This window comes from Mucilaginibacter celer (assembly GCF_003576455.2).
GTDB lineage: Bacteria > Bacteroidota > Bacteroidia > Sphingobacteriales > Sphingobacteriaceae > Mucilaginibacter > Mucilaginibacter celer.
Window position 1 is genome coordinate 1,744,868 of the sequence record NZ_CP032869.1, and the last position, 25,287, is coordinate 1,770,154.

At 43.9% G+C, this 25,287-nt stretch carries 21 protein-coding genes; 14 read left to right on the plus strand and 7 right to left on the minus strand.

The annotated features are described in order from the left end of the window. From HYN43_RS06860 to HYN43_RS06870, 3 genes are all read left to right on the plus strand, one after another. Window positions 1-2,118 (plus strand): alpha-L-fucosidase, encoded by a 2,118-nt coding sequence (locus HYN43_RS06860; protein ID WP_119408738.1) that lies wholly within the window; start codon window positions 1-3, stop codon window positions 2,116-2,118. Window positions 2,119-2,185: 67 nt separating this feature from the next. Next, the gene (locus HYN43_RS06865; RefSeq protein ID WP_119408739.1) at window positions 2,186-4,459 is read left to right on the plus strand and encodes a GH92 family glycosyl hydrolase; all 2,274 of its coding nucleotides are present in this window, start codon (window positions 2,186-2,188) and stop codon (window positions 4,457-4,459) included. Window positions 4,460-4,890: 431 nt separating this feature from the next. Continuing rightward, a complete protein-coding gene (locus tag HYN43_RS06870) occupies window positions 4,891-5,976 on the plus strand; it encodes a DNA topoisomerase IB (protein WP_119408740.1) in 1,086 nt (361 codons plus the stop codon). A 97-nt stretch (window positions 5,977-6,073) separates the two neighbouring features. On the opposite strand, the gene HYN43_RS06875 is transcribed toward HYN43_RS06870, so the two are convergent. Then, complete coding sequence (locus HYN43_RS06875; protein WP_119408741.1) at window positions 6,074-7,954, minus strand: M56 family metallopeptidase; 1,881 nt, start codon at window positions 7,952-7,954, stop codon at window positions 6,074-6,076. An 11-nt stretch (window positions 7,955-7,965) separates the two neighbouring features. Continuing rightward, complete coding sequence (locus HYN43_RS06880) at window positions 7,966-8,322, minus strand: BlaI/MecI/CopY family transcriptional regulator (protein WP_119408742.1); 357 nt, start codon at window positions 8,320-8,322, stop codon at window positions 7,966-7,968. A gap of 437 nt (window positions 8,323-8,759) precedes the next feature. On the opposite strand from HYN43_RS06880, the gene HYN43_RS06885 reads away from it, so the two are divergent. From HYN43_RS06885 to accC, 7 genes are all read left to right on the plus strand, one after another. Then, window positions 8,760-10,343, plus strand: coding sequence for a flavin monoamine oxidase family protein (locus tag HYN43_RS06885; protein WP_205589889.1), 1,584 nt, complete (start codon window positions 8,760-8,762; stop codon window positions 10,341-10,343). Window positions 10,344-10,377: 34 nt separating this feature from the next. Next, window positions 10,378-11,544 (plus strand): pyridoxal phosphate-dependent aminotransferase, encoded by a 1,167-nt coding sequence (locus HYN43_RS06890; protein ID WP_119408743.1) that lies wholly within the window; start codon window positions 10,378-10,380, stop codon window positions 11,542-11,544. Between the two features lie 121 nt (window positions 11,545-11,665). Next, complete coding sequence (locus tag HYN43_RS06895) at window positions 11,666-12,658, plus strand: Hint domain-containing protein (protein ID WP_119408744.1); 993 nt, start codon at window positions 11,666-11,668, stop codon at window positions 12,656-12,658. A 107-nt stretch (window positions 12,659-12,765) separates the two neighbouring features. Continuing rightward, on the plus strand, window positions 12,766-13,266 hold the full coding sequence (locus HYN43_RS06900; RefSeq protein ID WP_119409291.1) for a c-type cytochrome: 501 nt from the start codon (window positions 12,766-12,768) through the stop codon (window positions 13,264-13,266). Window positions 13,267-13,404: 138 nt separating this feature from the next. Next, a complete protein-coding gene (locus HYN43_RS06905) occupies window positions 13,405-14,856 on the plus strand; it encodes an IS1182 family transposase (RefSeq protein ID WP_119408745.1) in 1,452 nt (483 codons plus the stop codon). A 410-nt stretch (window positions 14,857-15,266) separates the two neighbouring features. Next, on the plus strand, window positions 15,267-15,458 hold the full coding sequence (locus tag HYN43_RS06910; protein ID WP_119408746.1) for a hypothetical protein: 192 nt from the start codon (window positions 15,267-15,269) through the stop codon (window positions 15,456-15,458). Between the two features lie 57 nt (window positions 15,459-15,515). Then, window positions 15,516-17,000 carry an acetyl-CoA carboxylase biotin carboxylase subunit gene (gene accC / locus HYN43_RS06915; RefSeq protein ID WP_119408747.1) on the plus strand — a complete coding sequence of 495 codons (1,485 nt, stop codon included), beginning with the start codon at window positions 15,516-15,518 and terminating at the stop codon, window positions 16,998-17,000. On the opposite strand, the gene HYN43_RS06920 is transcribed toward accC, so the two are convergent. Then, window positions 16,997-17,458, minus strand: a complete 462-nt coding sequence (locus tag HYN43_RS06920; protein WP_119408748.1) for an NUDIX hydrolase — start codon at window positions 17,456-17,458, stop codon at window positions 16,997-16,999. The two genes, accC and HYN43_RS06920, sit on opposite strands and share 4 nt — an antisense overlap. Window positions 17,459-17,539: 81 nt before the next feature. Here HYN43_RS06920 and HYN43_RS06925 point away from each other — a divergent pair, with 81 nt between their 5' ends. Both HYN43_RS06925 and HYN43_RS06930 read left to right on the plus strand, forming a co-directional pair. Then, window positions 17,540-18,040: an SRPBCC family protein gene (locus HYN43_RS06925; protein WP_119408749.1), complete on the plus strand. Its 501-nt coding sequence runs from the start codon at window positions 17,540-17,542 to the stop codon at window positions 18,038-18,040. 77 nt (window positions 18,041-18,117) lie between these two features. Further along, on the plus strand, window positions 18,118-18,702 hold the full coding sequence (locus tag HYN43_RS06930; RefSeq protein ID WP_119408750.1) for a riboflavin synthase: 585 nt from the start codon (window positions 18,118-18,120) through the stop codon (window positions 18,700-18,702). A gap of 86 nt (window positions 18,703-18,788) precedes the next feature. Here the strand turns inward: HYN43_RS06930 and HYN43_RS06935 are convergent, their stop codons facing one another. Further along, a complete protein-coding gene (locus HYN43_RS06935) occupies window positions 18,789-19,937 on the minus strand; it encodes a tetratricopeptide repeat protein (protein WP_119408751.1) in 1,149 nt (382 codons plus the stop codon). 111 nt (window positions 19,938-20,048) lie between these two features. Here HYN43_RS06935 and HYN43_RS06940 point away from each other — a divergent pair, with 111 nt between their 5' ends. Next, window positions 20,049-20,336, plus strand: a complete 288-nt coding sequence (locus HYN43_RS06940) for a hypothetical protein (RefSeq protein WP_119408752.1) — start codon at window positions 20,049-20,051, stop codon at window positions 20,334-20,336. A 67-nt stretch (window positions 20,337-20,403) separates the two neighbouring features. Here HYN43_RS06940 and HYN43_RS06945 read toward each other — a convergent pair whose 3' ends face one another. Genes HYN43_RS06945 through hscA form a run of 3 tightly spaced genes read right to left on the minus strand, consistent with a single transcriptional unit; the run spans window position 20,404 to window position 24,046 of the window. Then, on the minus strand, window positions 20,404-21,102 hold the full coding sequence (locus tag HYN43_RS06945; protein ID WP_119408753.1) for a hypothetical protein: 699 nt from the start codon (window positions 21,100-21,102) through the stop codon (window positions 20,404-20,406). Between the two features lie 58 nt (window positions 21,103-21,160). Next, a complete protein-coding gene (locus tag HYN43_RS06950) occupies window positions 21,161-22,150 on the minus strand; it encodes a hypothetical protein (RefSeq protein ID WP_162996348.1) in 990 nt (329 codons plus the stop codon). A 39-nt stretch (window positions 22,151-22,189) separates the two neighbouring features. Beyond that, on the minus strand, window positions 22,190-24,046 hold the full coding sequence (hscA, locus tag HYN43_RS06955) for a Fe-S protein assembly chaperone HscA (protein WP_119408755.1): 1,857 nt from the start codon (window positions 24,044-24,046) through the stop codon (window positions 22,190-22,192). Between the two features lie 151 nt (window positions 24,047-24,197). Between hscA and HYN43_RS06960 the strand changes: the two genes are divergently transcribed. Continuing rightward, window positions 24,198-25,148 carry an aldo/keto reductase gene (locus HYN43_RS06960; RefSeq protein ID WP_119408756.1) on the plus strand — a complete coding sequence of 317 codons (951 nt, stop codon included), beginning with the start codon at window positions 24,198-24,200 and terminating at the stop codon, window positions 25,146-25,148. Window positions 25,149-25,287 lie beyond the last annotated feature (139 nt).

Consider the following 25,287-nt stretch of genomic DNA (forward strand, 5'->3'; position numbering starts at 1 on the left):
ATGAAAAAGTTTACAGGCATTGCCTCGTTGTTACTTACGGCCGGTTTAAACGGCTTTAGCCAAACGGCGCCGAAACCATACGGTGCGCTGCCCACGCAGGGCCAGCTTAACTGGCAGGAAACCGGGATGTATTGCATTATTCACTACGGTGTTGATACTTATACCGATAAGGAGTGGGGTTTTGGTGATGAAGACCCGAAGATATTTAACCCGTCGCAATTTAGCGCTTTACAAATAGTAGCTGCCGCCAAAGCCGGTGGTTTTAAAGGTGTAGTAGTGGTGGCTAAACACCACGATGGTTTTTGCCTTTGGCCAACCAAAACCACCGAACATAACATCAGCAAAAGCCCTTACAAAAACGGCAAAGGCGATATTTTAAAAGAATACCGCGAAGCCTGCGATAAATTGGGTATGAAACTGGGCGTATATTGCTCGCCATGGGACAGGAATAATCCCAATTACGGTACTGAAGAGTATGTGAAGATTTACCGCGAACAATTAAAAGAATTGTACACCAATTACGGTCCGCTGTTTATTTCATGGCACGATGGTGCCAATGGCGGCGATGGCTACTACGGCGGCAAACGCGAAGTGCGTAAAATTGACCGTTCAACTTATTACGGTTGGGATACTACATGGGGCATCACCCGTAAGTTGCAACCCAACGCGGTATTATTTGGCGATGTTGGCCCCGATGTGCGCTGGGTAGGCAACGAAGAGGGCCACGCCGGCGAAACCTGCTGGGCAACATACACACCGCATGCACCCGATGAAGGTAAAATCCCCGCCAACGGTTATGTAAAAGATTGGGAAGGTACCGAGGGTACCCGCAACGGCAAGTACTGGATGCCTGCCGAATGCGATGTGTCGCTTCGCCCGGGATGGTTTTACCATAAAACACAGGATGAAGGCGTAAAATCGCCTTACACCCTGCTCGATCTGTATTACAAAAGCGTGGGCCGCGGCGCCGCGCTTGATCTGGGTTTATCGCCCGATCCTCGTGGTATTGTTAATGAGATAGATGTTAAATCGCTAACGGAATTTGGTAACCTGCTTAAGCAAACGTTCGCGGTTAATTTGGCTAAGGGTGCCACTTTAACGGCAAGTAATGTGCGTGGTGGTAATAAGGCTAAATTCGGTCCGCAGTTTTTGGTGGATGATAACAGGTATAGCTATTGGGCTACGGATGATAAGGTAACAACGCCGGAGTTAACTATCGATCTGCATGCGCCGAAAACTTTCAACGTAATCCGCCTGAGGGAAAATATCAAATTAGGCCAGCGTATTGAAGCTGTTGAGGTGGATGCCTATGTAAGTGGTAAATGGGAGCAGATAGGTGCTGCTACCAGCATTGGCGGCAACAGGCTGATCCGTTTATCGCAAAATGTTACGGCGAGCAAACTGCGGTTGAGGATCACCAAATCTCCGGTAGCAATTGCTTTGAGCGATTTCGGTATTTACAAAGAGCCGGTACACCTTACCGCTCCAAAAATTTCCCGCGATAAAAACGGTGAAGTATCTATCAGTACTGAAGCACCTGTAAGCGCAATTCGTTATACTTTGGATGGGCATGAACCTACCACAAGTTCACCGGTTTACAGCAAACCGTTTAGGCTGAAAGAAGGAGGCATAGTAAAAGCCCGCGCCTTTGAAGGCAAAAGCCAGCAAAGCGAAAGTTCATATGCTTCTTTTGGTTATTCCAAAGCGGAGTGGAAAGTATTGGATGCTAACGCCGCAACTGAAGACTGGGGCAAGGCCGAAAACGCTTTCGATGAGAACACTCGTAGCATTTACAACACGCTTAAAAAAGATGACACGCAATTCCCGCAGCAAATAAGCGTTGATATGGGCAGGGAGCAAAAAATAAAAGCGTTCGGCTATTTGCCAAGGCAGGATAAACAGGCCGATGGTATTGTTGATAGCTATACATTCTATACCAGCAATGACGGTAAAACATGGGAAAAGGTAGCTTCGGGAGAGTTCTCGAACATTAAATCCAACCCTATTGAGCAACCTGTAGTATTGAAACAGGAAATAAGCGCCAGATATTTTAAGTTTGAGGCGCAGCACGTTATCGCCGGAAACGGAATTACCGTGGCCGAATTAAGCGTATATTAATAATCTATTAAGTATCGGGGTTTACTTTGCTGGCATTATAAACCCCGATCATCATCTAAAATAAATAATGAAAAAACAACTTGTTTTGGCCGGTTTGCTGGCCCTTGTTAATTTAAGTTCGCAGGCGCAGCGGCACAGGTCGCAGCCTATGCAAAAAGCCGGTTTAACCCAATATGTCGATCCTTATATCGGTACCGGTTTCCATGGTCACGTTTTTGTTGGTGCCAGCGTACCTTTTGGTGCCGTGCAGTTAGGCCCAACCAATATTTCTGAAGGCTGGGACTGGTGCTCTGGCTACCATATTTCCGATTCTACCATTATCGGCTTCCAGCATACCCACCTAAGCGGTACAGGTATCGGCGATCTGGGCGATATCTCCTTTATGCCAACCACCGGCGCTATCAACGTTTACAAAGGCAGCAATAAAGATTTGAAAAGCGGTTATGTATCGCTGTTTAGCCATAAAGACGAGGTTGTAAAACCCGGCTATTACAAAGTAAAACTTAAAAAGTACGATATCGGCGTAGAGCTAACCGCCAGCACCCGCGTAGGTATGCATAAGTACACTTTCCCGGCCTCGAACAACTCGCACATCCTCATTGATTTGCAAGAGGGGATAGGCTGGGACAAGCCGGTGGAAACCTACATTAAGCAGGTTGATAAAAACACCATTTGCGGTTACCGGTTTTCTGAAGGTTGGGCGAGTGATCAGCGCATTTATTTTACCGCTGTGTTCTCCAAGCCAATCAAAAACTTTACGGTTTACGATAGTACAGCCAGCGTAAAAGTTACCGAACTTAAAGGCGTAAAAGTGAAAGGTGTGATCAGCTTTGCTACCACCAAAGGCGAGGTGGTTTACGCCAAAGTAGGTATCTCGCCGGTAAGTGCAGAAAATGCCATGCTGAATATCAAAGCTGAAATACCCGGTTGGGATTTTAACAAAGTAGTTGCCGATGCCGATGCTTCATGGAATAAACAGCTGAGCAAAATCACCATTAAAGCCGATTCATTATCACAAATGAAAAAGTTTTATACCGCCCTGTATCATACCATGATAGCGCCATCTATTTTTAACGATGTAAACGGCGAATATTGGGGAACTGATAAAAAAGTACACAAAAACGAGGGTTTTAATAACGTAACCACTTTTTCGCTATGGGATACTTATCGTTCAAACAACCCGCTGTCAACCATTATCCACCCGGAGCATGTGAACGATATGATCAACTCGATGCTGGCCATTTACCAGCAGCAGGGTAGCCTGCCGGTCTGGCACTTAATGGCTAACGAAACCAATTGTATGGTGGGCTACAGCGCCGTACCGGTTGTTGCCGATGCTTTGCTTAAAGGCTATAAAGGCTTTGATGCCAACTTAGCCTACGAGGCTATGAAAACCACCGCCATGGGCGATGAACGCGGCATTAAATACGTTAAAAAATACGGCTACATTCCTGCCGATAGCAGCCGCGAATCGGTATCGATGGGCCTGGAATATGCCATTGACGATTGGAGCCTTGCACAGGTAGCCAAAAAATTAGGCAAAACTGAAGATTACGCTTACTTCAGCAAACGCGGTGCTTACTATAAAAATTACTACGATGCAAAATCGGGCTTTATGCGTGGTCGTTTATCGCAGGATGCCTGGCGTACACCTTACAGTCCGTTTATCTCCATCCACGAAACCGGCGACTTTACCGAGGGCAACGGCTGGCAGTACACCTTCCTTGTTCCGCAGGATGTGGAAGGTTTGATTGATATGCTGGGCGGCGTTGATAAATTCAATACCAAACTCGATTCGTTGTTTATTGCCGAGGGCGATATGGGTAAATTCAAATCGCCGGATGTATCTGGTTTGATTGGCCAGTACGCGCACGGTAATGAGCCAAGTCACCCAATGAGTTACTACTATGCATACTCAGGCAAGCCATGGAAAACTGCTGAAAAGGTGAGGTTTATCCTGGATGATTTTTATACTGATAAACCGGATGGTATTATCGGTAACGAGGATGTTGGGCAGATGTCGGCCTGGTACGTATTGTCGGCTGTTGGCTTTTATCCGGTTAACCCGGCTAACGGCCTGTATGTTTTTGGCAGCCCGGTGGTTAATGAGGCTACTTTGCAATTGCAGGGAAATAAGAAATTCCATGTAGTAGTTAAAAACAATGGGCCTAAGAATAAATACATCCAGGCCATGACGCTTAATGGCGCTAACTATACCAAAACTTATATTAAACATACAGATGTAATGGCCGGTGGCGAGCTGGTTATTACTATGGGCGATAAGCCAGGTACGGTTTGGGGTGTTGGTGAAGCTAATAAGGCTGTTTCGGTGTTGAAGTAAGATAATAATATCATTTTACCGCACATTCAAGAGTCCACGCTTGAACGCACAGAACCGGGAGCGTCCACGCTCCCGGTTCTGTGTTTAATAGAAGCCTGGTTCAGGTTTAGCGATAGCGTAACCTGGACCTATATTTGCGGAAGCATTCTGCTTCCATAGCCCGACATTAAATACATGGCACTTTCATTAAACGGGTGATCGAATGTTATAAAGTTAAGCTGAAAGCTTAACCCAGTTTAGGACGAAGTTACGCTGTCGCTAAACTTCGACCAGAATGTGCGTCCACGCTCCCGGTTCTGTGCTTAAGGCCTTGTCGAAGTTTAGCAGGTATTGTATCGTAAGTGTGGACGCTTACTTTCCGGATAGTTCGAGCGTGGACGCTCAAACTTGCATTTTTAAAACTTTATCCTCCCTCGGCATGTTATCCCTACATGAACCGTCTCCTCAAAAAGCTCGAAAAAATTGGCCGCGACCCGAAGATCACCGCAAGGGCCGTTGGCTTGCGTTATGTATCTGATTCATCACCGGGTTATACCCGCAAAAAATCGGGCAAGGGTTGGAGTTATTATGATGCCGATGGTGCGTTGGTGAAAGATAACGAACTCATCACCCGCTTCAATAAACTGGTGATACCTCCTGCATATACCAACGTATGGATCTCTCCCTACGAAAACGGTCACCTGCAATTTACGGGTACTGATGCCGCCGGGCGAAAACAATACCGCTACCATTCATGCTGGAACCAGATCCGCAATCAATCCAAATACCACCGCATGCAAAACTTTGCAGAGCATCTGCCGGCCATCCGTGAGCAGGTAGACAAAGACCTGGCCAGGCATAGCCTTGATCATGAAAAAGTGGTGGCCCTGGTGGTGAGGCTAATGGAACTAACCAGTATCCGGGTAGGTAATGAATCGTACAAAAAGCTATATGGATCATTTGGTTTAACTACGTTGCAAAACCGGCATGTTAAGGTAGAGGGCTCAACCCTCAGGTTTGAGTTTAAAGGCAAAAAAGGCGTGTTTCATAAAGTTTCTTTGCAGAGCCGCAAGTTGGCCAGGCTGGTAAAACAATGCCGTGATATCCCCGGAAAAGAACTTTTTCAATATTACAATGCCGATGGCACAAGATGCAGCATAGGCTCGGGCGATATCAACACTTATCTGCATGAAATAACCGGCGAAGATTTTACGGCAAAAGATTTCCGTACCTGGGCCGGCAGCGTGAGTGCCTTGTATGCATTTAAAGAGGCTGGGGAGTTTAGCACCGTTAGCGAGTGCAAAAAGAAAATAGTAAGTGTGCTGGATGAGGTAGCTATAAACCTTGGGAACACGCGTACAGTTTGTAAAAAGTACTACGTGCACCCATCGGTTATAAAAAGTTATGAGGAGGGCACCATTTTTAAATATATCAGCGGCCTTGATGAACGCGAAGATGTAAAGGCCGCCGAATTGAATGTTGCCGAGAAAGCTTTGATCAACCTGCTGGAAACGGAAAAACTGGCCGAAGCCAGTTAGCTGGTTGAGTATGTTTTACGGGTTGATTAGCAAGACAGTATAAAGAACTTTTTTAACTAAAACCAATCTCAGAAAAACCCATACGCAAATCAACCAATTACTTTTTACGTGTATCAATTACAACTACGCCGTCTTTAGCTTTATCGCCGTATTTCTTTGTGGCATCGTCGCCTTTTAATATCGAAATGCTTTCTATTTTATCGGTGTCGAGTTTCTTCATGGCGTCAACCGTACTGGTTTTACCATCAATTACAAATAACGGTTCTTTGCCATTATCCGTAGTGATGCTAAGACCGTTAACTTTGATCACCTTTGTATCTGATTTTTTTCCGCGACCGGTTACAAATACATCTCCGTTTGAGGATGCAGCGTCACCATCGCTAACAATTGTCCAGGCCTGGGCAGATGTAGCCGGCTTGCCCTTTGTTGCTTTAACTGTTATTGTACCGTTGCTGCTTCCGGTTCCGGTTGATGTACTGGTAACGCTTTTTACTACAAAAACTTTTGCAGGCTTTACATGAAAGTTATCGTCTGGGGCGATAACAGCCACATCGTTATCATCATCATCACGTACCACTGCGTCGCCGCTTACATTGGCAGTAACCACTTTTCGGATAACAATATCCCTGGCAACCGCTTTTTCAAGCTCTTCTTTATTACTCGCATCTTTAGTAATTACGTAAGCAACTTTTACCGGCTTATCGTCATCCACTTTGGCAAACTTGCGGGCCTGGCTGCCGGTAAGCATGTACATGTTTTCGATATTGGTTGGGTCGAGGTTTTTGCCGGTTGATACTTTACCATTCACCACAAACACGAGCGAATCTTTTTTAAAGTCTCTTACAATAAGCTTTAGTTTTTTGTTGGTATCGTTTTTGGCCGGCTGCGGAGTTAAGGCAATAGCAGTAAGCGGACTAAGACTAATCTGTGGCGCAATAACGGGCGCAAGGGCAACCACAGATTTAACAGTTTTTGCTTTTTTTGATACTTTGGGTGCTTTGGCGATTTTTGGGGCAGGATCGCCAACCTCGTCGGGGTTGATGTTAATGATCCTGGCCAGGGGCTGCACTGCGGCGGCAAGGCTAATGCGTACAGGTTTGGCAAAATCAGCTTTCGAAATGCTGAATACCAGTAAAAGTGCCATCACAGCCGGTACTACAAATGCGTAGCGGGTGAGGTTAAGTTTCGACGATCTTTTCGCGTTCATCATGATTATCCGTTTTTTTATTGTTGAAATATTGAAATGGTTTACTATTCCGGGTTGAGCTTTGTTAAAGCTCACGTTTACCAAACTGTATTGGTAAGTTTTACTGTCGATGCCGTTTTTCAGGATCTTTCGGTCGGTTATAAATTCGATATTTTCACGCACCGCCTTTTTAATGAGCCAGATACCGGGGTTAAACCAGTAAAAAATACTGCTCAGTTCGGCCAGTAAAATATCTGCCGTATGCCATTGGTTAACATGGATCTGCTCGTGCTGTAAAATGGCTTCCAGTTCGGCAGGCTCATGTTTTTGAGGGTTGATGTAGATGCTTTGCCAAAAGGAGAAAGGCGCTGCATCCTTATCCATAATACGCACCAGGTAGCCGTTGATATACCTCGGGCGGGATGTTTTATACAATCGTAATAAAGAAAAAAGCTGCATGCCCAGTCTCACGAGTAATACGCCTGCACCAATCCAAAATACAACGCCAAGCCAGTACCAGTAATCAATAGCCTGCTCCGGTTGCTGAATAAGTTGCGCGGGTGCATGCCAGTTAATGGCAATCTGCTCTATAGGCCGGGCCAGTTCCTCATGTCGCTGCACAAAGGCCGAAAGATCTATCCATGGATAAATACTGGCAAACAGGATTGCCGTAACCAGGTAGGCGCGGTTTAAAGTGTAGAAGGTAAGCTTGCGCAAAACCAGGTAATAACCGGCACAAAACAACAGCAATGCTGCATTTATTTTAAGTAACAAAACAAAAGTTGCTGGCATGGTTGTAGGTTTTATTGTTTTTCAATCAGTTTAATGATCTCTTTCAAATCGCTGGCGCTAATCTTTTTTTCGTTGGCGAAAAAGGTTACCAGGTTTTTGTACGAGTTTTCAAAATAGTCGCTTACAAAGCCGCTCATAAAGCGTTTTTTGTATTCCTCTTCCTGTATCTGCGGCAGGTAACGGAAGGAGTTGCCCATCTTTTCGCTTTTTAAAAATCCTTTACGCTCCAGGTTTTTTACGGTTGATGCCAAAGTAGTGTATGGTGGTTTGGGCTCAACTATCGCTTCTAAAAAATCCTTGATAAAACCCGGGCCCGATTGCCATACCGCCTGCATCGCTTCTTCTTCCTGTTGAGATAATTTTTCCATTCTATTTACGATTGTTTCGTAAATCTACGAACTATTCGTAGTTATGCAAATTTATTTTCAGATTTTAACAGAAATTAACGTTTAGTGATAAGAGGTTGGAGATTAGAGGTTAGGGGGATGTTCGTGTGGTGATGCGATTAAACTATCTTAAAAGCTACTTATAAAGCCGTCATTGCGAGGCACGAAGCAATCCCCAAGAGGCAGAGGAGCTATGCAAATCCGCCCTGCACAGTCGGGGATTGCTTCGTGCCTCGCAACGACGTGCGGGAAGTAATTAGGATTCCATTAACCATATTTTAACACAGACATATAAAACCGTTAAAATTCCCCGCTAATTTTATCAAAATCACAACAAAAGTTGATTTACGCTTAACATTCAACCAAACAAAAAGCTATATTTAGCCAAAGTTGATTGTAAAACATAAAAAACGCGCTTATTGAAAACTATTACCCGCCGGGACTTTTTATCTAAAAGTACCATGCTGGCCGGCGGAGCATATCCGGCCATGCTGGCTCTTGGTTTACTAAAATCCGCGCCTGCTCATGCTTTTAATCTGGAGGGCAACGGCAAAGGAAAACACATTATTATTTTAGGCGCAGGACTGGCCGGTATGACTTGCGCTTATGAACTGAGTAAGCTGGGTTACCAATGTACTATTCTTGAAGCGCGGCAGCGTACTGGTGGCCGTTGTTTCAGCATTCGTGGCGGCAGTACCAATACTGAAATTGAAAAGCCTACAGCCACGGCCCGTTTTGATGCCGGGCAGTATTTTAATGCTGGACCGTCGCGCATTCCGCATAACCATGAACTTACCTTGCATTACTGCAAAGAATTAGGTGTGCCTATCCAGGTGTACAACAACGTAAACGAGGGAGCCTATTACTTTGCCGAGGGGAAAGGCCCTCTATCTAACAAAAAAATAAAAGTGCGTGAGGTGCATAACGATATCCGCGGCTACATGACCGAGATGCTGGCCAAAAGCATAGATCATGGCAGCCTGGATAGCAGTTTCACTAAAGAAGACGGCGAAAAGATTATCGAGTACCTGCAGGCCGAAGGTGGTTTGGATATAGATAAACTATACAAAGCCTCAGCCCGCCGTGGTTACACCGAATCGCCGGGGGCAGGGGATAGGCCCGGCAAAATTGCCGATCCGCATAAACTGGCCGATTTGCTGCACTCGGGCTTAATGGACCCTGATTTTTACAATGTGGCCGAATATACTTATGAGCTACAGATGACCATGTTCCAGGCCATAGGTGGTATGGATATGATTGCGAGCGCTTTGGAGAAAAAAGTAGCGCCATCAATTAAAATGGGAGCGGAAGTTACGGCGATCAATAACGTAGCCGATGGCGTTAAAATAACCTATAAAGATGCTACCGGCGAGCATGTGCTAAACGGCGATCTCTGTGTGTGCACCATCCCGCTGCCTGTGTTAAGCAATATCAGCAATAATTTCAGCGGTGATGTGAGCCGGGCGATAGATTATATCAGCTATAATCAAACAGGCAAAATTGGCTTACAGTTTAAACGGAGGTTTTGGGAGGAGGATGAGCATATTTACGGAGGTATCACGCACACCAACAATGATTTAACGCAGATTTTTTATCCAAGTTATGATTATTTAGGAAAAAAAGGTATCTTGATTGGATATTATAACTTCAACGAAAAAGCGCAGAAAATTGGCGCTTTAGGCTATGCCGAAAGGGAGAAATTCGCGCTTGAAAAAGGGCGGTTGATCCACCCGCAATATGACAAGGAGTTTGAAAACTCGTTTTCGGTAAGCTGGCATAAAACTAAATATAATTTAGGCGGATGGGCGGTTTACACTTCCCAAACCCGTAACACGCAATACCCGGTACTAACTAAACCCGATAAGCAGGTATACTTTGCAGGCGAACATTTAACTTATTTAAACGCCTGGATGGCAGGGGCCTTCGAATCGGCGCGGAGTACTGTTGCTGCCATTCATGCACGGGTTACCGATCAGCGTACACAATATCCTGTTCAAAAATAATATTAACGTATAAAAAGCATTAAATACCACCACCATGTCGACCACAATTAACCGCAGAAACTGGCTCAAGTCCAGCGCATTTATGGCCGGGGGACTGGCCTTTTTTTCAGGAACCATTGGCAAGCTGGCAGCCATGCCCGCACGTGTATTTAAACCATCAAGCCGCGCCATTACCGATAAGGAAGCGATTACTACGGCAGGCTTTGAAATGAAAGCAAGGCTGCTGGCCAACGAAAACCCTTTCGGCCCATCGGCGGCAGCTAAAAAAGCCATCCAGGATGCTATTGATAAAAGCTATCAATATCCATTCATGACGATGGGTACCCTCTACAATAAAATAGCCCAGTACGAAGGCATCAACTATAACAACATCCTGATGGAATCCGGCTCATCGCCATTGTTGCTGGCGGCCGCTATCCATTACAGCAAAGGCGGCAAAAGCATCATCACCGGTGATCCATCGTATGATGACCTGCCATCGCACGCAGAACACCTGGATGGCAAATGGATAAAAGTACCTTTAACGGCTGATTACAAACTGGATCTTGATGCCATGGAAGCCAAGATTGACAGTAACACCGGCCTGGTTTATATCTGCAACCCCAACAACCCAACAGCTACCGTTTTAGATACCGCCAAACTCAAAGCTTTCTGCGAGCGCGTATCCAAAAAAATAACCGTATTTGTTGACGAGGCCTATATCGATTACCTGCCCGATCCACAAGCCGCTACCATGATAAGTGCGGTGAAAGCCGGGCAAAATGTTATCGTGGCTCGTACTTTTTCTAAATTGTATGGTTTTGCAGGTTTGCGTTGCGGTTACGTCATAGCACAACCGGATACCATTAAAACATTGTCCATGTATACCACAGGCTTCTCGCTGGCGGCTACAACAATTGCAGGCGCTATAGCAGGCTACCGCGAAGAAGAGTTTTTAAAAGATGCCCTGCAAAAAACAAATGCATCTAAAGAATACCTATATTCGGTACTAAAGAAAGAAGGCTACGAATACATTCCCTCATCAGCAAATTTTGTGATGTTCCCCTTAAAAATGGACGGCAAAAAGTTTGTAAGCGAAATGATGAAGCGCGGCGTAGGCGTACGCAACTGGCAATTTAACGGCAAAGACTGGTGCCGCGTAAGCATAGGCCGCATGGACGAAATGGAAGCCTTCGCCGAGGCGTTTAAACAGTTATCTTAAAGTGGTTAGAGGTTGGAGATTAGAGGTTAGGAGGATTGTTTGAGAGAACAGCAACTAATCTCTAATCTCCAACCTCCAATCACTGCCCCTAATCTCTAATCTCCAACCTCTAATCTCTACAATGAGACAATTAACACTAACACTACTACTAAGTTCAACACTGTACTTTGCCAAGGCGCAAACAGTAAATCCTCGTCCGCTTACTATGGATGAGTATAAAAAGGCCCAAACATTTACTATCGCCAGTCTGGATAATGATACCTACGTTAAGTTCGAGAATGCTTATGTGCTGGATAGGTACGAAAGCCGCAAGCCGTATTTTATCACTGGCTCCGACGGCTTAAAAAAACGCATCGACCTATATAAACTCGTAGCTAAAGAAGGCATGCAGGAAATAGGCCTGATGGTATTTTATACCAACGAGAAAGGCAAACTGTACAAAGCCCTCGTTCCTGATTTTACTGCCGATGCAAAAGTTTGGGAGCAGTACTTCCAGGATATTGATAACATCAACAAAGTGGAGCAGAACTTTATCCTGAAGCTATCGTATGTGCTATCAAAAGAATTGAGCTTTCAGCAATACAAAGTGCTTAACGGGGGTAAGGACTTGAAAGAGGAAGCTGCTACTTACGGCAATGATATCTGCTTTCCCGGCGATGAAATGGTTACTATGGCCAATGGCGATGAAAAGATGCTGAAAACAGTAAAAAGCGGCGATGAAGTGATCTCGGTTGATCCGGCTACCAAAAAGAATATGGTAGTGAAGGTAAAAGAGCTAACCACACACGATGCTAAAAACTACGCAATCACTCAACTGGTGCTGGTATCGGCCAAAACAAAAACTACCGGCGAGGGGCAATTTGTTAACCTGAATAGTAAAGTTTTGAAAGCCACGCCTAATCACCCCATGTTAACCAGGCAGGGGAATGTTAAAATAGGAGAGGTTACAGCCGGCCAGGAAGTGCTTTGCCTTAATGAGCAAACCGGCAAATACGAAGCATTTACCGTGTTACGAAAAACCGAGCACGCCGAAGGTATGCAAAAGGTGTATAACATTGTTGCCGATGGTGGCAGCACGCTGTTAATGGACGGCGTTATGGTAATGCAGAAGTGATTTACCGGGTCAATTATGAAGCTACCGTGAATTGTTCAATCATTTGTTTAAAAATGTTGCAACATTAAAACCAATGTTTTAATTTAGATGACTTAAACATGACAATTATGCCTGTGAACAAAAAACTATTAGTTACCCTCGGATTACTCTCGATAGTGGTATTTGGTGCCATGACATCAATTAAACCACAGGATGAAGGTTTTAAAAACCTTAAAGTATTGCCAAAAAATATCTCGGGCGAAAACCTGCACAAGGTTATGGAAGAGTGGGAACACTCGTTAGGTGTACATTGCAATTTTTGCCATGCCCGTAACGAAGAAACTAAAAAGATGGATTGGGCAAGCGATGCCAAACCTGAAAAGGAAATGACACGCGACATGTTTAAAATGATGAATAAAATTAACGAGAAATATTTTCACGCTAAAAAAGACTCATTAGGCATGGTAATGAAAGCTGGCGTTAATTGCAATACCTGCCACCGCGGTACAGCGCATCCTGAGGTTACAGTACCCGAAGGACGTGGCCCTGGCGCTCCGGGTATGGCACCGGGTCCGGGCAGTCAGCCTGCTCCGCCGCCAGCTGGTCAGTCGGCTCCTGCTCAGCAATAAAACCTTAAAAATTTGTAAAAATGCCCGCCGGTTTATTACGAGGGCACTGAAAAAGTCTTTTTAGGATATATGGGGTAGAAAATTTAGTTTTTCTGCCCCTTTTTTTGTATCTTAAAGTGTCGAAAGAAAGACATTAAGATGCTTAGCCAACAACAGCAGATTCAGTTCAGTACATTTTCAGGGTTATATGATCTGATCGTTCCGAAAGACAATCTATTGCGGAAGATCAATGACCTGGTAGATTTTACGTTTATCTATGATGAATTGGTCTGCAAATATTGTATGACCAATGGCAGGGCAGCCGAAAGTCCTGTACGGATGTTCAAATACTTGTTATTAAAAACGATCTACACTGTTTCAGATGTCGATGTGGTGGAACGTTCGCAATATGATATGTCTTTCAAATATTTCCTGGAGATGTCCCCGGAAGAAGGCGTTATCGATCCCAGTTCATTGACCAAGTTTAGAAAGTTGAGGCTGAAGGATAATGATCTTTTGAACTTGCTGATTAATAAAACAGTGGGCATAGCCATTGAAAAAGGGATCATCCGCAGTAAGTCCATTATTGTTGATGCCACCCATTCTCTGTCAAGGTCAAATCCCTATTCAGCATTGGAAGTATTACGGGAGCGCTCGAAACTGCTCCGCAAAGCGGTATATGCTATCGATGAAGATATGAAGGCAGGCATGCCGGAAAAGAACACTACGGACGAGTTGGAAAAAGAACTGGCCTATTGCAATGCATTGGAAAAGTATATTGAAGCCGACGGGCCGTTATGCCAGATACCTGCTGTAAAAGAAAAGCTCAACCTGTTAAAGGAGACGGTAGCAGATACGCAGGAGCACTATACATTATCCAAAGACAAGGATGCTAAAACAGGCCACAAATCGGCTGATAGTTCCTTCTTTGGTTACAAGACCCATTTGGCGATGACCGAAGAACGCATTATTACCGCTGCGGTGGTCACTTCGGGAGAAAAAGGCGATGGCCCGGAACTTCCCAAACTTTTGGAGATCAGTCAGCAAAATGGCATTGAAGTAGAAAGGATCATCGGCGATTCAGCTTATTCAGGAAAAGATAATCTTAAGATAGCAACAGAACAGGACATCAGGATCGTTGCCAAACTTACACCGGCAATTTCACAAGGAACCCGAAAAGAAGAAGACAAGTTTGATTATAACAAAGATGCGGGTATGTTCGTATGCCCGGCTGGACATCTGGCTTTCCGAAAAGCCCGGCATGGAAAGAAGAACAGAGGGAAAAACCAGGCAAACACTTATTACTTTGATGTTGAAAAATGTAAAGTATGTCCATTAAGGGATGGTTGCTACAAGTTAGGGGCAAAGACCAAAACCTATTCTGTCACTATCAAATCGGATAGGCACCTGCAGCAAATGGCTTTTCAGGAAACCACCGAATATAAAGAAAGTATCAAACACAGATATAAGATAGAAGCCAAGAACAGCGAACTAAAAAACGTTCATGGCTATGATCGGGCAATAGCCTATGGTATCGAAAATATGCAGATGCAGGGCGCTCTGGCCATCTTTACTGTAAATCTGAAAAGGATCATCAAACTGATGAACTAAAATTTCCCCAAAATGCCTCCTACTGATCAGCAGATCGATAATACAGCTATATCGGCCACAAGAAATCAACTCCGCAAATAATGATGCATAAGAAAAGCGACCAAGTAAAAGTTGCCTTTTTCTTGATCGCTTTTAATAACCCAACTTTATTGAGCTACTTTTTCAGTGCCCTCGTTTATTACCGGCGGGCATTTTTATTTGGTAAGTGAATTTTAATTTATGTAATTATTTGATTATTAGTTATATGTGTTTTGAGGTTATTGGATTGAGAAAAAAAAGGATTAATGAAAGGTTCATAAAAAATTCATACTTTGTAACTAATTTTATACATGCAATAATTTATTGTCCTGGTTTAAAACGCTTGTGCAGTTATTGCTGATTTGACCCCCTTAAACAATTTTAGTACCCCTATGACCGCCGAAATCAGGATTACACCATCCGAACAGAAGAATAACACATTAACCTGCCGTAGTTGCAAAAGCGAGCTTAGCCGCATTCCGCGCAGTGGCTTTGTGAAGTTTTTTTTGTTTGGGATGCCTGTAAAAAAATACATCTGTTATAAATGCTCGCGTAAAACCTATCGCTGGGCATCTCCCAAATAAAAACTTTCCGCGTTAAAGCCGGCGTTTTAATCAGGTTAAATCAATTACATTTGTTTTATGCAGAAGATCCTGATTGCCAACCGCGGCGAGATTGCCTTACGTATTATGCGCTCCGCGCGCGAAATGGGTATTAAAACCGTAGCCGTTTATTCGGCGGCAGATCGTGATGCCCTCCATGTGCGCTATGCCGATGAGGCGGTGCATATTGGTGATGCACCCTCGTCTCAATCATACCTTGTTGGCGAAAAAATTATAGCAGCCTGCTTGCAAACAGGGGCTGAGGCTATCCATCCCGGATATGGTTTTTTAAGCGAGAATGCCGCTTTTGCGCGCATGGTGCGCGAGGCCGGGCTTACTTTAATTGGCCCCACACCCGAAGCAATGGAAATAATGGGTAATAAGCTCTCGGCCAAGGCTGCGGCGCTTAAATACAATATCCCCATGGTGCCGGGCACCGAACAAGCTATTGCCAACGTTGATGAAGCAAAAAAGCGTGCCGTTGAAGTGGGTTTCCCGATACTGATTAAAGCCGCCGCAGGCGGCGGGGGTAAGGGTATGCGTATTGTTAACAGCGTGGCCGATTTTGAGGAGCAGATGCAGTTAGCCGTATCCGAAGCCATATCTGCATTTGGTGATGGTGCTGTATTTATTGAGCGGTATGTTTCTTCGCCGCGCCATATCGAAATACAGGTGCTTGGCGATACACATGGCAACATTGTTCATCTTTTTGAGCGCGATTGCTCTGTACAACGCCGACATCAAAAAGTGGTGGAAGAAGCTCCGTCGGCCGTACTCAGCCCGGCTATTCGTGAGCAGATGGGTAAATGCGCGGTTGACGTAGCCCGCTCGGTTAACTATATCGGTGCCGGTACAGTTGAGTTTATTATGGACGATGAGCTCAATTTTTATTTTCTGGAGATGAACACCCGTCTGCAGGTGGAGCATCCCGTAACCGAGCTGATTACAGGCATCGACCTGGTAAAGGAGCAGATCAGGATTGCGAGGGGCGAAGCCATCAGCTTTAAACAGGACGATCTTACCATCCGCGGCCACGCGATAGAACTACGGGTATATGCCGAAGACCCGGCTAATAATTTCCTGCCGGATATTGGTACCCTGCAAACTTACATCACCCCAAAAGGTCCGGGCGTACGTGTTGATGATGGCTTTGAGCAGGGCATGGAAATCCCGATTTACTATGACCCGATGATAGCCAAACTAATTACCTACGGCAGTACACGGCAGGAAGCCATCAACAGGATGGTGCGCGCTATTGATGAATACAAAATTACCGGAATTACCACTACACTCGGTTTCGGCAAATTTGTGATGCAGCATGATGCTTTCGCTTCAGGTAATTTTGATACGCATTTTGTACAGAAGTATTTTAGCCCCGGTGTATTGCAACAGGATGATGAAGGTGAGGCTTTTATTGCTGGTATGTTGATGGATAAGCTTTTGAATGAGAAAAAAAAGGCCGTAAGTCCGGCTGCAAACACAATTGAATTGAGTAACTGGGTTAAAAACCGCAAACAAAATTAAAGCCCTGTAAGCTCACTAAGTTCATCAATTAATGCAGCCTGTGCGGCATTGATCTTAGCTTTGGCTATCTCAACATCAAACCAATCCCCCCGGTCAATTTCTGCAAAAGTCTGCTTTTTGCCCGAACGTGGAGGCCACTCTATTTCAAAAGTATTGCTTTTAATTGTTGACGGATCAATATCGCCCGCGACAGCCCAGGCAAGCACCGTTTTCCCTCCTTTTTGCTTAACCGGGTTTAATGCGATGGCGTTTCCGGATAAGGCTTTACCCGTTTCTTCTTCAAATTCGCGTTTTGCGGCATCCAATGGATCCTCGTCCGGTTCGTATTCTCCTTTTGGGATTGACCATGCGCCTTCATCTTTATTTTTGAAAAACGGTCCTCCCGGGTGCACCAAAAATACCTGTAAACCCGCGGTGGTTTTACGATACAGTAAAATACCGGCGCTTTGTTTAGCCATAGTTAAGATTTAAAGCCAAGTTAACGAAACCGCAAATTATAATTGTTATTTTTGATACAAAACACCTGAATCCTATTTGCTATGATAACAGACGACAGATGGAGTAAATTTAAAATAACTGCCGATGTTGATACCGATGTGCGCAGTGTTTACGAAGCCTGGGCCACCCCCGAGGGCCTGGAAACCTGGTTTTTGCGTAAGGCTGATTTTTTTGCCATAGCCGGTCGCCAGCGCGAGACGCATGAGTTTATTAAAAAAGAGGATACCTATTCCTGGTACTGGCATGGTTATGATGATACCACTGTTGAAAACGGCCAGATCCTGGAAGCTAACGGCAGCGATTTTGTGAAGTTTACTTTTACAGGTGGAACTGTTGTTAGTATTTCTATTACCTGTAAATTGGGTGTAGTTATAGTTGAGTTAACACAGGAAAATATCCCGGAAGAAAGCGATCCTGAAAAAAACTTATATGTTCAATGCCAGTTAGGGTGGACGTTTTACCTGGCCAACCTAAAATCGGTAATGGAAGGTGGTAAAGATCTTCGCAATAAACGGAAAGACCTCTTCTCCAATTTCAAATAAATCCATATTGTGCTGACAAAGGGTTTGACCAAATATCAATAGCTTTACACCAATATAAAATTGCACAGGGCATATATATGTTTACCGGAATAATTGAAACATTAGGCAGGATCACTGAACTGCAGCAGGAAAAAGGAAACCTGCATATCACCGTCGAATCAGCTATATCACACGAGTTAAAGATTGATCAGTCTGTTGCACACAACGGCGTTTGTCTTACAGTGGTTGCTTTGGCCGATGGCCTGCATGTGGTTACAGCTATCGAAGAAACCCTCAATAAAACCAACCTCGGCCAGCTTAAAGTTGGCGATCCGGTAAATCTGGAGCGCTGCATGCAAATGAACGCCCGGCTCGATGGTCATATCGTTCAGGGCCATGTTGACCAGGTGGCCGTTTGTACCGCATTTAACGAACTGGAAGGCAGCTGGGAGTATACCTTTGAGTATAATGCATCGTTAAGTAATGTTACTGTGGAGAAAGGCTCCATCTGTGTTAACGGCATCAGCCTTACGGTTGTTAATTCGCATGCCAACAGCTTTTCGGTAGCTATTATTCCTTACACTTTCGAGCATACCAACCTGCACAACGTGCGTGTTGGCAGCCAGGTAAACCTCGAGTTTGATATTATTGGCAAATACGTGGCCCGCTTAATGCAACGTTAATTTAAGTCGGAAGTAATGAGTCAGAAGTATTAAGTCTATAGTAAACATTGTTTTTCGACTTCCGACTTGAGGCTTCCGACTTCCTGCTATATCCCTGTTGCTAACGATTTAATACGCTGCTGCGAATAGGTTATATAAGTCTGTTGTGTATCCTTGGGTTTACTTGCCAGGTATTTTTTGTAATATTTTAAAGCCGCCTTTTTGTTCTTCAACTCTGTATCGTATAGCGTGGCCAGTGCATAATAGGTAATAGGCTCGGGTTTGTACATTAAACTTTTTTGATAGGCAGTAACCGCCTTATCTAATTGATGCAGGCGATCGTACGAGTCGCCTTTTTCGCTGTAATAAGAACTTACCCCGCTTGATATGGCCACTTCAATAGCTTTATCCAGGTTAGCAATAGCCTGGGCGTTGTTGTGAAGGGCTTTGTAGCTCATAGCGGTATAGTAAAATGACGATTCTGTTCCTAATTGGTTATCGTTTAATAGTTTAAACGTTTTTATGCAATCGGCATATTTATTAGTCATGTAGTAGGCTGTTCCCAGCATCGAAATGATTGCTCCGGTCTGTTGTCCGGCATCTACCAGTTTTTTGGTAATTATAACTGTTTCGGGATATTTTCTGAGCGCGTAATCAGATTGCGCTTTTCCTTGTAGCAAAAGCATATTGGCGGTATCTGCTGCAAGTGCCTGGTCAATAATCTGCTCAGCGTTGCTGTATGCTTTCAATTTGATAAAATAGGTAGACAGATCATAGGTCACATCGGGATTGGTTGGATTAATTTTGTTGGCCTTTTGCAGATAAACGATATTGCCGGATAGATCGCCGATATTATACGATAAATCAGCCAGTTGTTTGTAAACATCAAAATTAGTGGTATCCTTCAGCAAGATCTTTTTTATATAAACGATTGCCAACTTGTTTTTTCCCCTTCGTTTGCTGATTTCGCTCATATTGTAAATGCTGGTGAGGTTAGTTGTATCAGCCTCATAAACGCGTTGATAATAGGCGTTGGCATCGGGTAGGCGGGAGGCCATTTTTGAGGTGTAGGCCAGCTTGTTTAATATTTTAATATCGGTTATAGGTTCGGGGTAGGTGGCTTTCAAATAATCGGCGGCTTCTGCAAAACGTTGGTTTTGGTAGTAATCGAGCAACAGGGAATCGTTAGCTGCCTTTTGGGCGAAAAGCGATGTGATCGAAAACGCCAAGGCAAACGTTAAAATAAGATTTTTCATAACTAAATATTTAGTTTAACTAAGTTATTAGTTGATTTTGATAATTCAAAATCAAAACAATTTTTTAGGAGACGGGTTAGAAATATATATTAATAATTAAAACCACTTGTTATGGATAAGTTAAAGAAGTTTGGACTGATGGAAAAAATTGTCCATGAACTGGAAGACCTGAAAAACAGCCAGCAGGCAATTATTACCAAACTGGCCAAAATAGAAGTTGATAACATTGAACTGGGCGATAAACGGCTGGAAAGAGATTTGCCCGATATGCATCAGCGCGTATCTGATAACCTGGATACCATAACCGCTATTCTTGAAGATTTTGCTACCCAAACCGCAACTTATAGCGATAGTAATAACATTGCTGCGCTTAAAGAGCAGGAAGCTTTAGGCAAGTAATAATCAAAAAAAAATCCCCGGAAGGGGATTTTTTTTTGTTCGCTTTTATTCAACTTTAGCTTCGCGGTTATTTTTTCTCCTTCTCCCGGTTGCGGTTAAACTTTTTGATAGCGCGCATATAGTTTTTACGCTGAATGATTTCGAGCGCGTCGATATCATCACCTACCATCTGTTTTAAATTTTCCTCGTTGAATTTAACAATGGCACCATCGTTTAGCTGGATGGCAACAATGGTTGAGGGATTAAACATTTGCCCGTCCTCTTCACTTAAAAATGAATAAGCATTTATAGATCCCGAAATTACTTTAAACATCCAGCAACTATCTTTTGCTATCCCCCTATAGTATCTGGGAGGTGTGGCGAAATCCGCTTTTTTAATATTGCCTGAAATGAGCGCCACATTGCGGGATATTTCTTTGGTTTGCTCCGGGAAAATCTTTTGATTTCTGTTCGAGTCTGTTTTAGGCAGCGATTTATCTACAAATAAAAGGTAATTTTTATGGAGAGAGGTATCCACATAAATTTTCGAATTTACCTCTTTTGTTGTTCCATCAGCCATGGTAACGGTGAATGTATATTTGAAATTATAGGTTATATCCCCGCCTCGCATGCCAAGCATTCTCAAACCGCTCATTTGTGATTGCCATTGCATATCTGAATTACCGATTGCACGTGCAACATCCGGCGTATAACCACGCTGGGCAAAAGCGCCACAGGCTGATAAACAGATAAGGAAAATTAAGGAAAGTTTAAATACGGGTTTCATATATAAAGTTTAGATGCCCTAAATATATGAAACCTGTTTTGAATTGTAATTCCGGGTGTTACTGATATTGGATATAAACAGGCGCCGGCTTCAAATTCAAAACCTCTTTAGGCGTTAGCATCTTATGCGGCACATTCTTAATATCGTTTTTATAAAACAGCTTAAAACCTGTAAACTGCACAGGTTCTTCCGAAATGAAATATTTGTAGGTTCCTTTTTTTAGTTCAGGAGGGCCCCAGCCGTCCATATCCATAACCACCTGTACTTCGGGGCGTAGTTTAATATCCTTGTAGTTGGTCACCATGCGTTTGGTAAAGCGGTGTACTACAAAAATTTTGGGTGGCAGACCATTATTTTTTACAAGTTTAGCCAGGTAACCGGTAACATAATTAATATCATCGGCATCAAAAGTGCCAATGCGCTTGCCGGGCACGCTGCCTTCTTTCATTGAAAATTCCGGGTCGATGCCGAAGTGTACATTGGGCATTTTTAGGTATTTTTCCAGCAAAGGTAATTCCTTTTGTACAGTGCTGAAGCCAACCTGGATATCTAAAAACACAATAGCATTAATACTTTTAGCCCAGCTTATCACGGTATCGATCTGGCTCAAAGGCATCCGAAGGTTATGTAGCCCGTTCCGGCCGGCATCGGCTTGGGCGGTAACGCATATATAATGCAGGGCGGGTAATACGGCGGTTGTGGTATCGGCCTGTTCCCAGTTTTTTACTTCCTCCTTTAATTTGTTTAACATGGTTTTGCGGGGATACTGGCCCAGCACGCCCATGTTTTTTGAGTAAAGATTGCCGTAGTAAGCTACAATGCGGTTAAAAGGCAAAATGGCACCGGGTAGGGGATATTCCTTAGTTTTTACCGGCCAGCGCCCGCTTTTATCGCCATTGGCCAGTTTTTTCATCAGCGAATCGTATTTTAGAGTATCCAGCGAGGCCTTGGCGGTGGTGTCTTTAAAATGTTTGCGTGTTGTAGCGCAGGCGTTTGTAATGACGGCTATAAGCAGCAGCAGGGCTAAGGCAGATGTTGTCTTTTTCAAATGAAACAATTTTTTGCAGGTTACAAGCAATATCTGTGCCTATTCAATGCTCTTGCCTTTCATAGCGGTGGCAATGGCCTGGTCCATCAGGCGTTCGGCAAATGGGCGGGTAAATTCGTTTACCTCGTCAATGGTTTTCAGTATCAGGTCTTTATCGCCGCTGGTTAATGCTTCTTTTAGCTTGCTTACCAGTTTGGTTGTATCACTAATTTCGGTGATGGATAAATAAGCGGCATGTTTTTGCATAAAGCGCTCAACGGTATAAACCATCTGCTCACCCTCGGTACGTGCCTCAATAAGCATACGCTGGCTTACATCCTCTTTAGCGTGGGTGATGCTGTCCATCAGCATTTGTTCAACCTGTTCGTCGGTAATGCCGTAGGTTGGTTTTACCTCAACCTGTTGTTTAACGCCCGAGCGTAGTTCGATAGCCTGTATAGTGAGGATACCATCAGCATTCAATAAAAAGTTGATATCTACTTTAGGGAAACCCGCAGGCATAGCCGGGATGCCTTTCAAATCAAACTCGGCCAGTTTACGGTTTTCTTTAATCAGGTCGCGTTCGCCCTGGTAAACTGCAATTTTCATGTTTACCTGGCCGTCTATCGATGTGGTATATTGTCTGCCGCCCTTGGTTGGCACTTTGGAGTTGCGGGGGATGATCACATCCATCAGCCCGCCCATAGTTTCGATACCTAACGAAAGCGGGGTAACATCCAGCAATAAAATATCTTTACGGTTACCGGCCAAAATATCTGCTTGTATGGCTGCACCTAAAGCAACCACCTCATCCGGGTTAACGTCATCGTGCACCGGTCGGCCAAAAAACTCGGCAACCATGCGTTTAACCAGCGCGGTACGGGTTGATCCGCCAACCATTACTACCTCATCAATTTGATTGATAGTTAATTTGGCATCGTTAAGCGCATTTTGACAGCTGGTAATGGTTTGCTGTACTTTAGGTAGTATCAGTTCTTCAAAAGTGGTACGATCAAGCGTACACCAGATGTCGCCAATTTTTTCATTTACAAGGCTTTGGTGAGCGAAAGCTTTTTTAGCTTCTTCGGCTTTTAAGCGCAACTGCTGTGCAAGCTCGGTATTGGTTAATACTTCGGCTTTCTCCAATTGGTTTTTCTCAATCCAGTAGTCAACTATAATGCGGTCAAAATCATCCCCACCTAAAAAAGTATCGCCGTTGGTTGATAGCACCTCAAATATACCGTTTTGAATTTGCAGGATAGAAACATCGAAAGTACCACCACCCAAATCGTATACTGCTATAGTTTTGGTTTCTTCGGGATTTAAACCGATGCCATAAGCTAAGCTGGCCGCAGTGGGTTCGTTAACAATACGCAAAACATCCAGGCCTGCAAGTTTACCGGCATCGCGGGTGGCCTGGCGTTGCGAATCGTTAAAATAGGCAGGTACGGTGATCACTGCACGGTTTACCGGTGTTTTAAGCGCGTGTTCGGCACGGGCCTTAAGCTCTTTTAATATCAGGGCCGAAAGCTCGATAGGTGTGTAAAACTTATCGCCAACCTTTATTTTTACCAGGCTTTCGGTGTCATCATCAATAACTTTATAGCTAAAAAAGTCTTTGTAATTTTCAATATCGTGGTAGCTTCTACCCAACAGGCGCTTTACCGAGAAGATTGTATTTTGCGGATCAGTTATTAAAAACTCTTTGGCCTCATTGCCTACCAAAACATCGCCGGTAGTACCAAAATGAACAACCGAGGGCACCAATACGCCCTTGCCGGCATCATTTATTACCTGCGGGTTTTTATCAGGGTTGATAAAAGCTACCAATGAATTAGTGGTGCCCAGATCGATCCCTACAATGATCTCTTCTTTTTGCAATGAGCCTGTTGCCAGGTTGATAGAAACTTTAGCCATTATATTCAATTAACAAGCGGCAAATGTACTTAGTTTTAAGCGATGCATTGTCGTATTTAATTCAGTTTTATTACAAATAAGCCGGATGTTATTTCATTGAACTGACAAACAATTAATACTTAATTCATCTTTTTACATAAAATAATCTGATATGGAACAACGTGAATTAGGTAAATCCGAAATATTAACCGCGCCGCTAATTTTTGGCGGAAACGTATTTGGGTGGACCGTTAAAGGTAACGATACCTCTGTTTTGCTCGACGCTTTTTTGGATGCCGGTTTCAACACCATTGATACCGCCGATGTATACTCGCGCTGGGTTGAGGGAAATAAAGGCGGCGAATCTGAAACCGAAATAGGCAAATGGCTAAAGCAAAGCGGCAAACGCGATAAGGTGATCATAGCCACTAAAGTAGGCTCGGAAATGGACTCGACTAAAAAAGGGCTTAAAAAGGATTACATTATCAAAGCCGCCGAAGATTCATTAAAAAGGTTGCAAACGGATTATATCGATTTATACCAAACTCACTATGATGATCCTTCAACACCGGTAGAGGAAACCCTGCGCGCTTACGACCAGTTGGTACAGGATGGTAAGGTGCGCGCAATTGGTACATCCAATATGTCTGTCGAACGCCTGCACGAGTCGTTGAAAGTGAGTGTGGAGAAAGGCTTGATCGCTTATCAATCCCTGCAACCCGAGTATAACCTGTTCGACAGGGAGAAATACGAAACTACATATGAGCCTTTTATCAGGGAAAAGAATATTGGCATTATCCCTTATTTTTCGTTAGCCAGCGGATTTTTGAGTGGAAAATACCGGTCGGAAGCCGATTTGCAGGGTAGCAGCAGGGCCGGTATGGTAAAAAAATATTTAAATGAACGCGGATTCAGGATTTTAGCTGCGCTTGATGAGGCAGCTGCGCAATATGGTGTAAGCCAGTCGGCAATAGCGTTGGCCTGGTTAATTGCAAGGCCAGGCATTACGGCACCTATAGTTAGCGCAACCAACCTCAACCAGCTTAACGAATTTGCCAGAGCTGCCGGTTTAAACCTGAGTAGCGAGACGATCGAAGCTTTAAACACAGCAAGCGCTTACTAATAATTGTCGATAATACATTTTAACAGCATGTTTTTCACAAGGTATGCTGTTTTTTTATTGCTTAATAATTAGATATGGGTTTTTATTTAAGTATTAAACAAGTTGGTACAGAATTTGCAATTTTTAAACAGTTGGGTTG

Bases quoted from the DNA above. Each gene is read 5' to 3' on its own strand.
- HYN43_RS06860 (WP_119408738.1), top strand. From the start codon at position 1: ATGAAAAAGTTTACAGGCATTGCCTCGTTGTTACTTACGGCCGGTTTA.
- HYN43_RS06865 (WP_119408739.1), top strand. From the start codon at position 2,186: ATGAAAAAACAACTTGTTTTGGCCGGTTTGCTGGCCCTTGTTAATTTA.
- HYN43_RS06870 (WP_119408740.1), top strand. From the start codon at position 4,891: ATGAACCGTCTCCTCAAAAAGCTCGAAAAAATTGGCCGCGACCCGAAG.
- HYN43_RS06875 (WP_119408741.1), bottom strand. From the start codon at position 7,954: ATGCCAGCAACTTTTGTTTTGTTACTTAAAATAAATGCAGCATTGCTG.
- HYN43_RS06880 (WP_119408742.1), bottom strand. From the start codon at position 8,322: ATGGAAAAATTATCTCAACAGGAAGAAGAAGCGATGCAGGCGGTATGG.
- HYN43_RS06890 (WP_119408743.1), top strand. From the start codon at position 10,378: ATGTCGACCACAATTAACCGCAGAAACTGGCTCAAGTCCAGCGCATTT.
- HYN43_RS06895 (WP_119408744.1), top strand. From the start codon at position 11,666: ATGAGACAATTAACACTAACACTACTACTAAGTTCAACACTGTACTTT.
- HYN43_RS06900 (WP_119409291.1), top strand. From the start codon at position 12,766: ATGCCTGTGAACAAAAAACTATTAGTTACCCTCGGATTACTCTCGATA.
- HYN43_RS06905 (WP_119408745.1), top strand. From the start codon at position 13,405: ATGCTTAGCCAACAACAGCAGATTCAGTTCAGTACATTTTCAGGGTTA.
- HYN43_RS06910 (WP_119408746.1), top strand. From the start codon at position 15,267: ATGACCGCCGAAATCAGGATTACACCATCCGAACAGAAGAATAACACA.
- accC (WP_119408747.1), top strand. From the start codon at position 15,516: ATGCAGAAGATCCTGATTGCCAACCGCGGCGAGATTGCCTTACGTATT.
- HYN43_RS06920 (WP_119408748.1), bottom strand. From the start codon at position 17,458: ATGGCTAAACAAAGCGCCGGTATTTTACTGTATCGTAAAACCACCGCG.
- HYN43_RS06925 (WP_119408749.1), top strand. From the start codon at position 17,540: ATGATAACAGACGACAGATGGAGTAAATTTAAAATAACTGCCGATGTT.
- HYN43_RS06930 (WP_119408750.1), top strand. From the start codon at position 18,118: ATGTTTACCGGAATAATTGAAACATTAGGCAGGATCACTGAACTGCAG.
- HYN43_RS06935 (WP_119408751.1), bottom strand. From the start codon at position 19,937: ATGAAAAATCTTATTTTAACGTTTGCCTTGGCGTTTTCGATCACATCG.
- HYN43_RS06940 (WP_119408752.1), top strand. From the start codon at position 20,049: ATGGATAAGTTAAAGAAGTTTGGACTGATGGAAAAAATTGTCCATGAA.
- HYN43_RS06945 (WP_119408753.1), bottom strand. From the start codon at position 21,102: ATGAAACCCGTATTTAAACTTTCCTTAATTTTCCTTATCTGTTTATCA.
- hscA (WP_119408755.1), bottom strand. From the start codon at position 24,046: ATGGCTAAAGTTTCTATCAACCTGGCAACAGGCTCATTGCAAAAAGAA.
- HYN43_RS06960 (WP_119408756.1), top strand. From the start codon at position 24,198: ATGGAACAACGTGAATTAGGTAAATCCGAAATATTAACCGCGCCGCTA.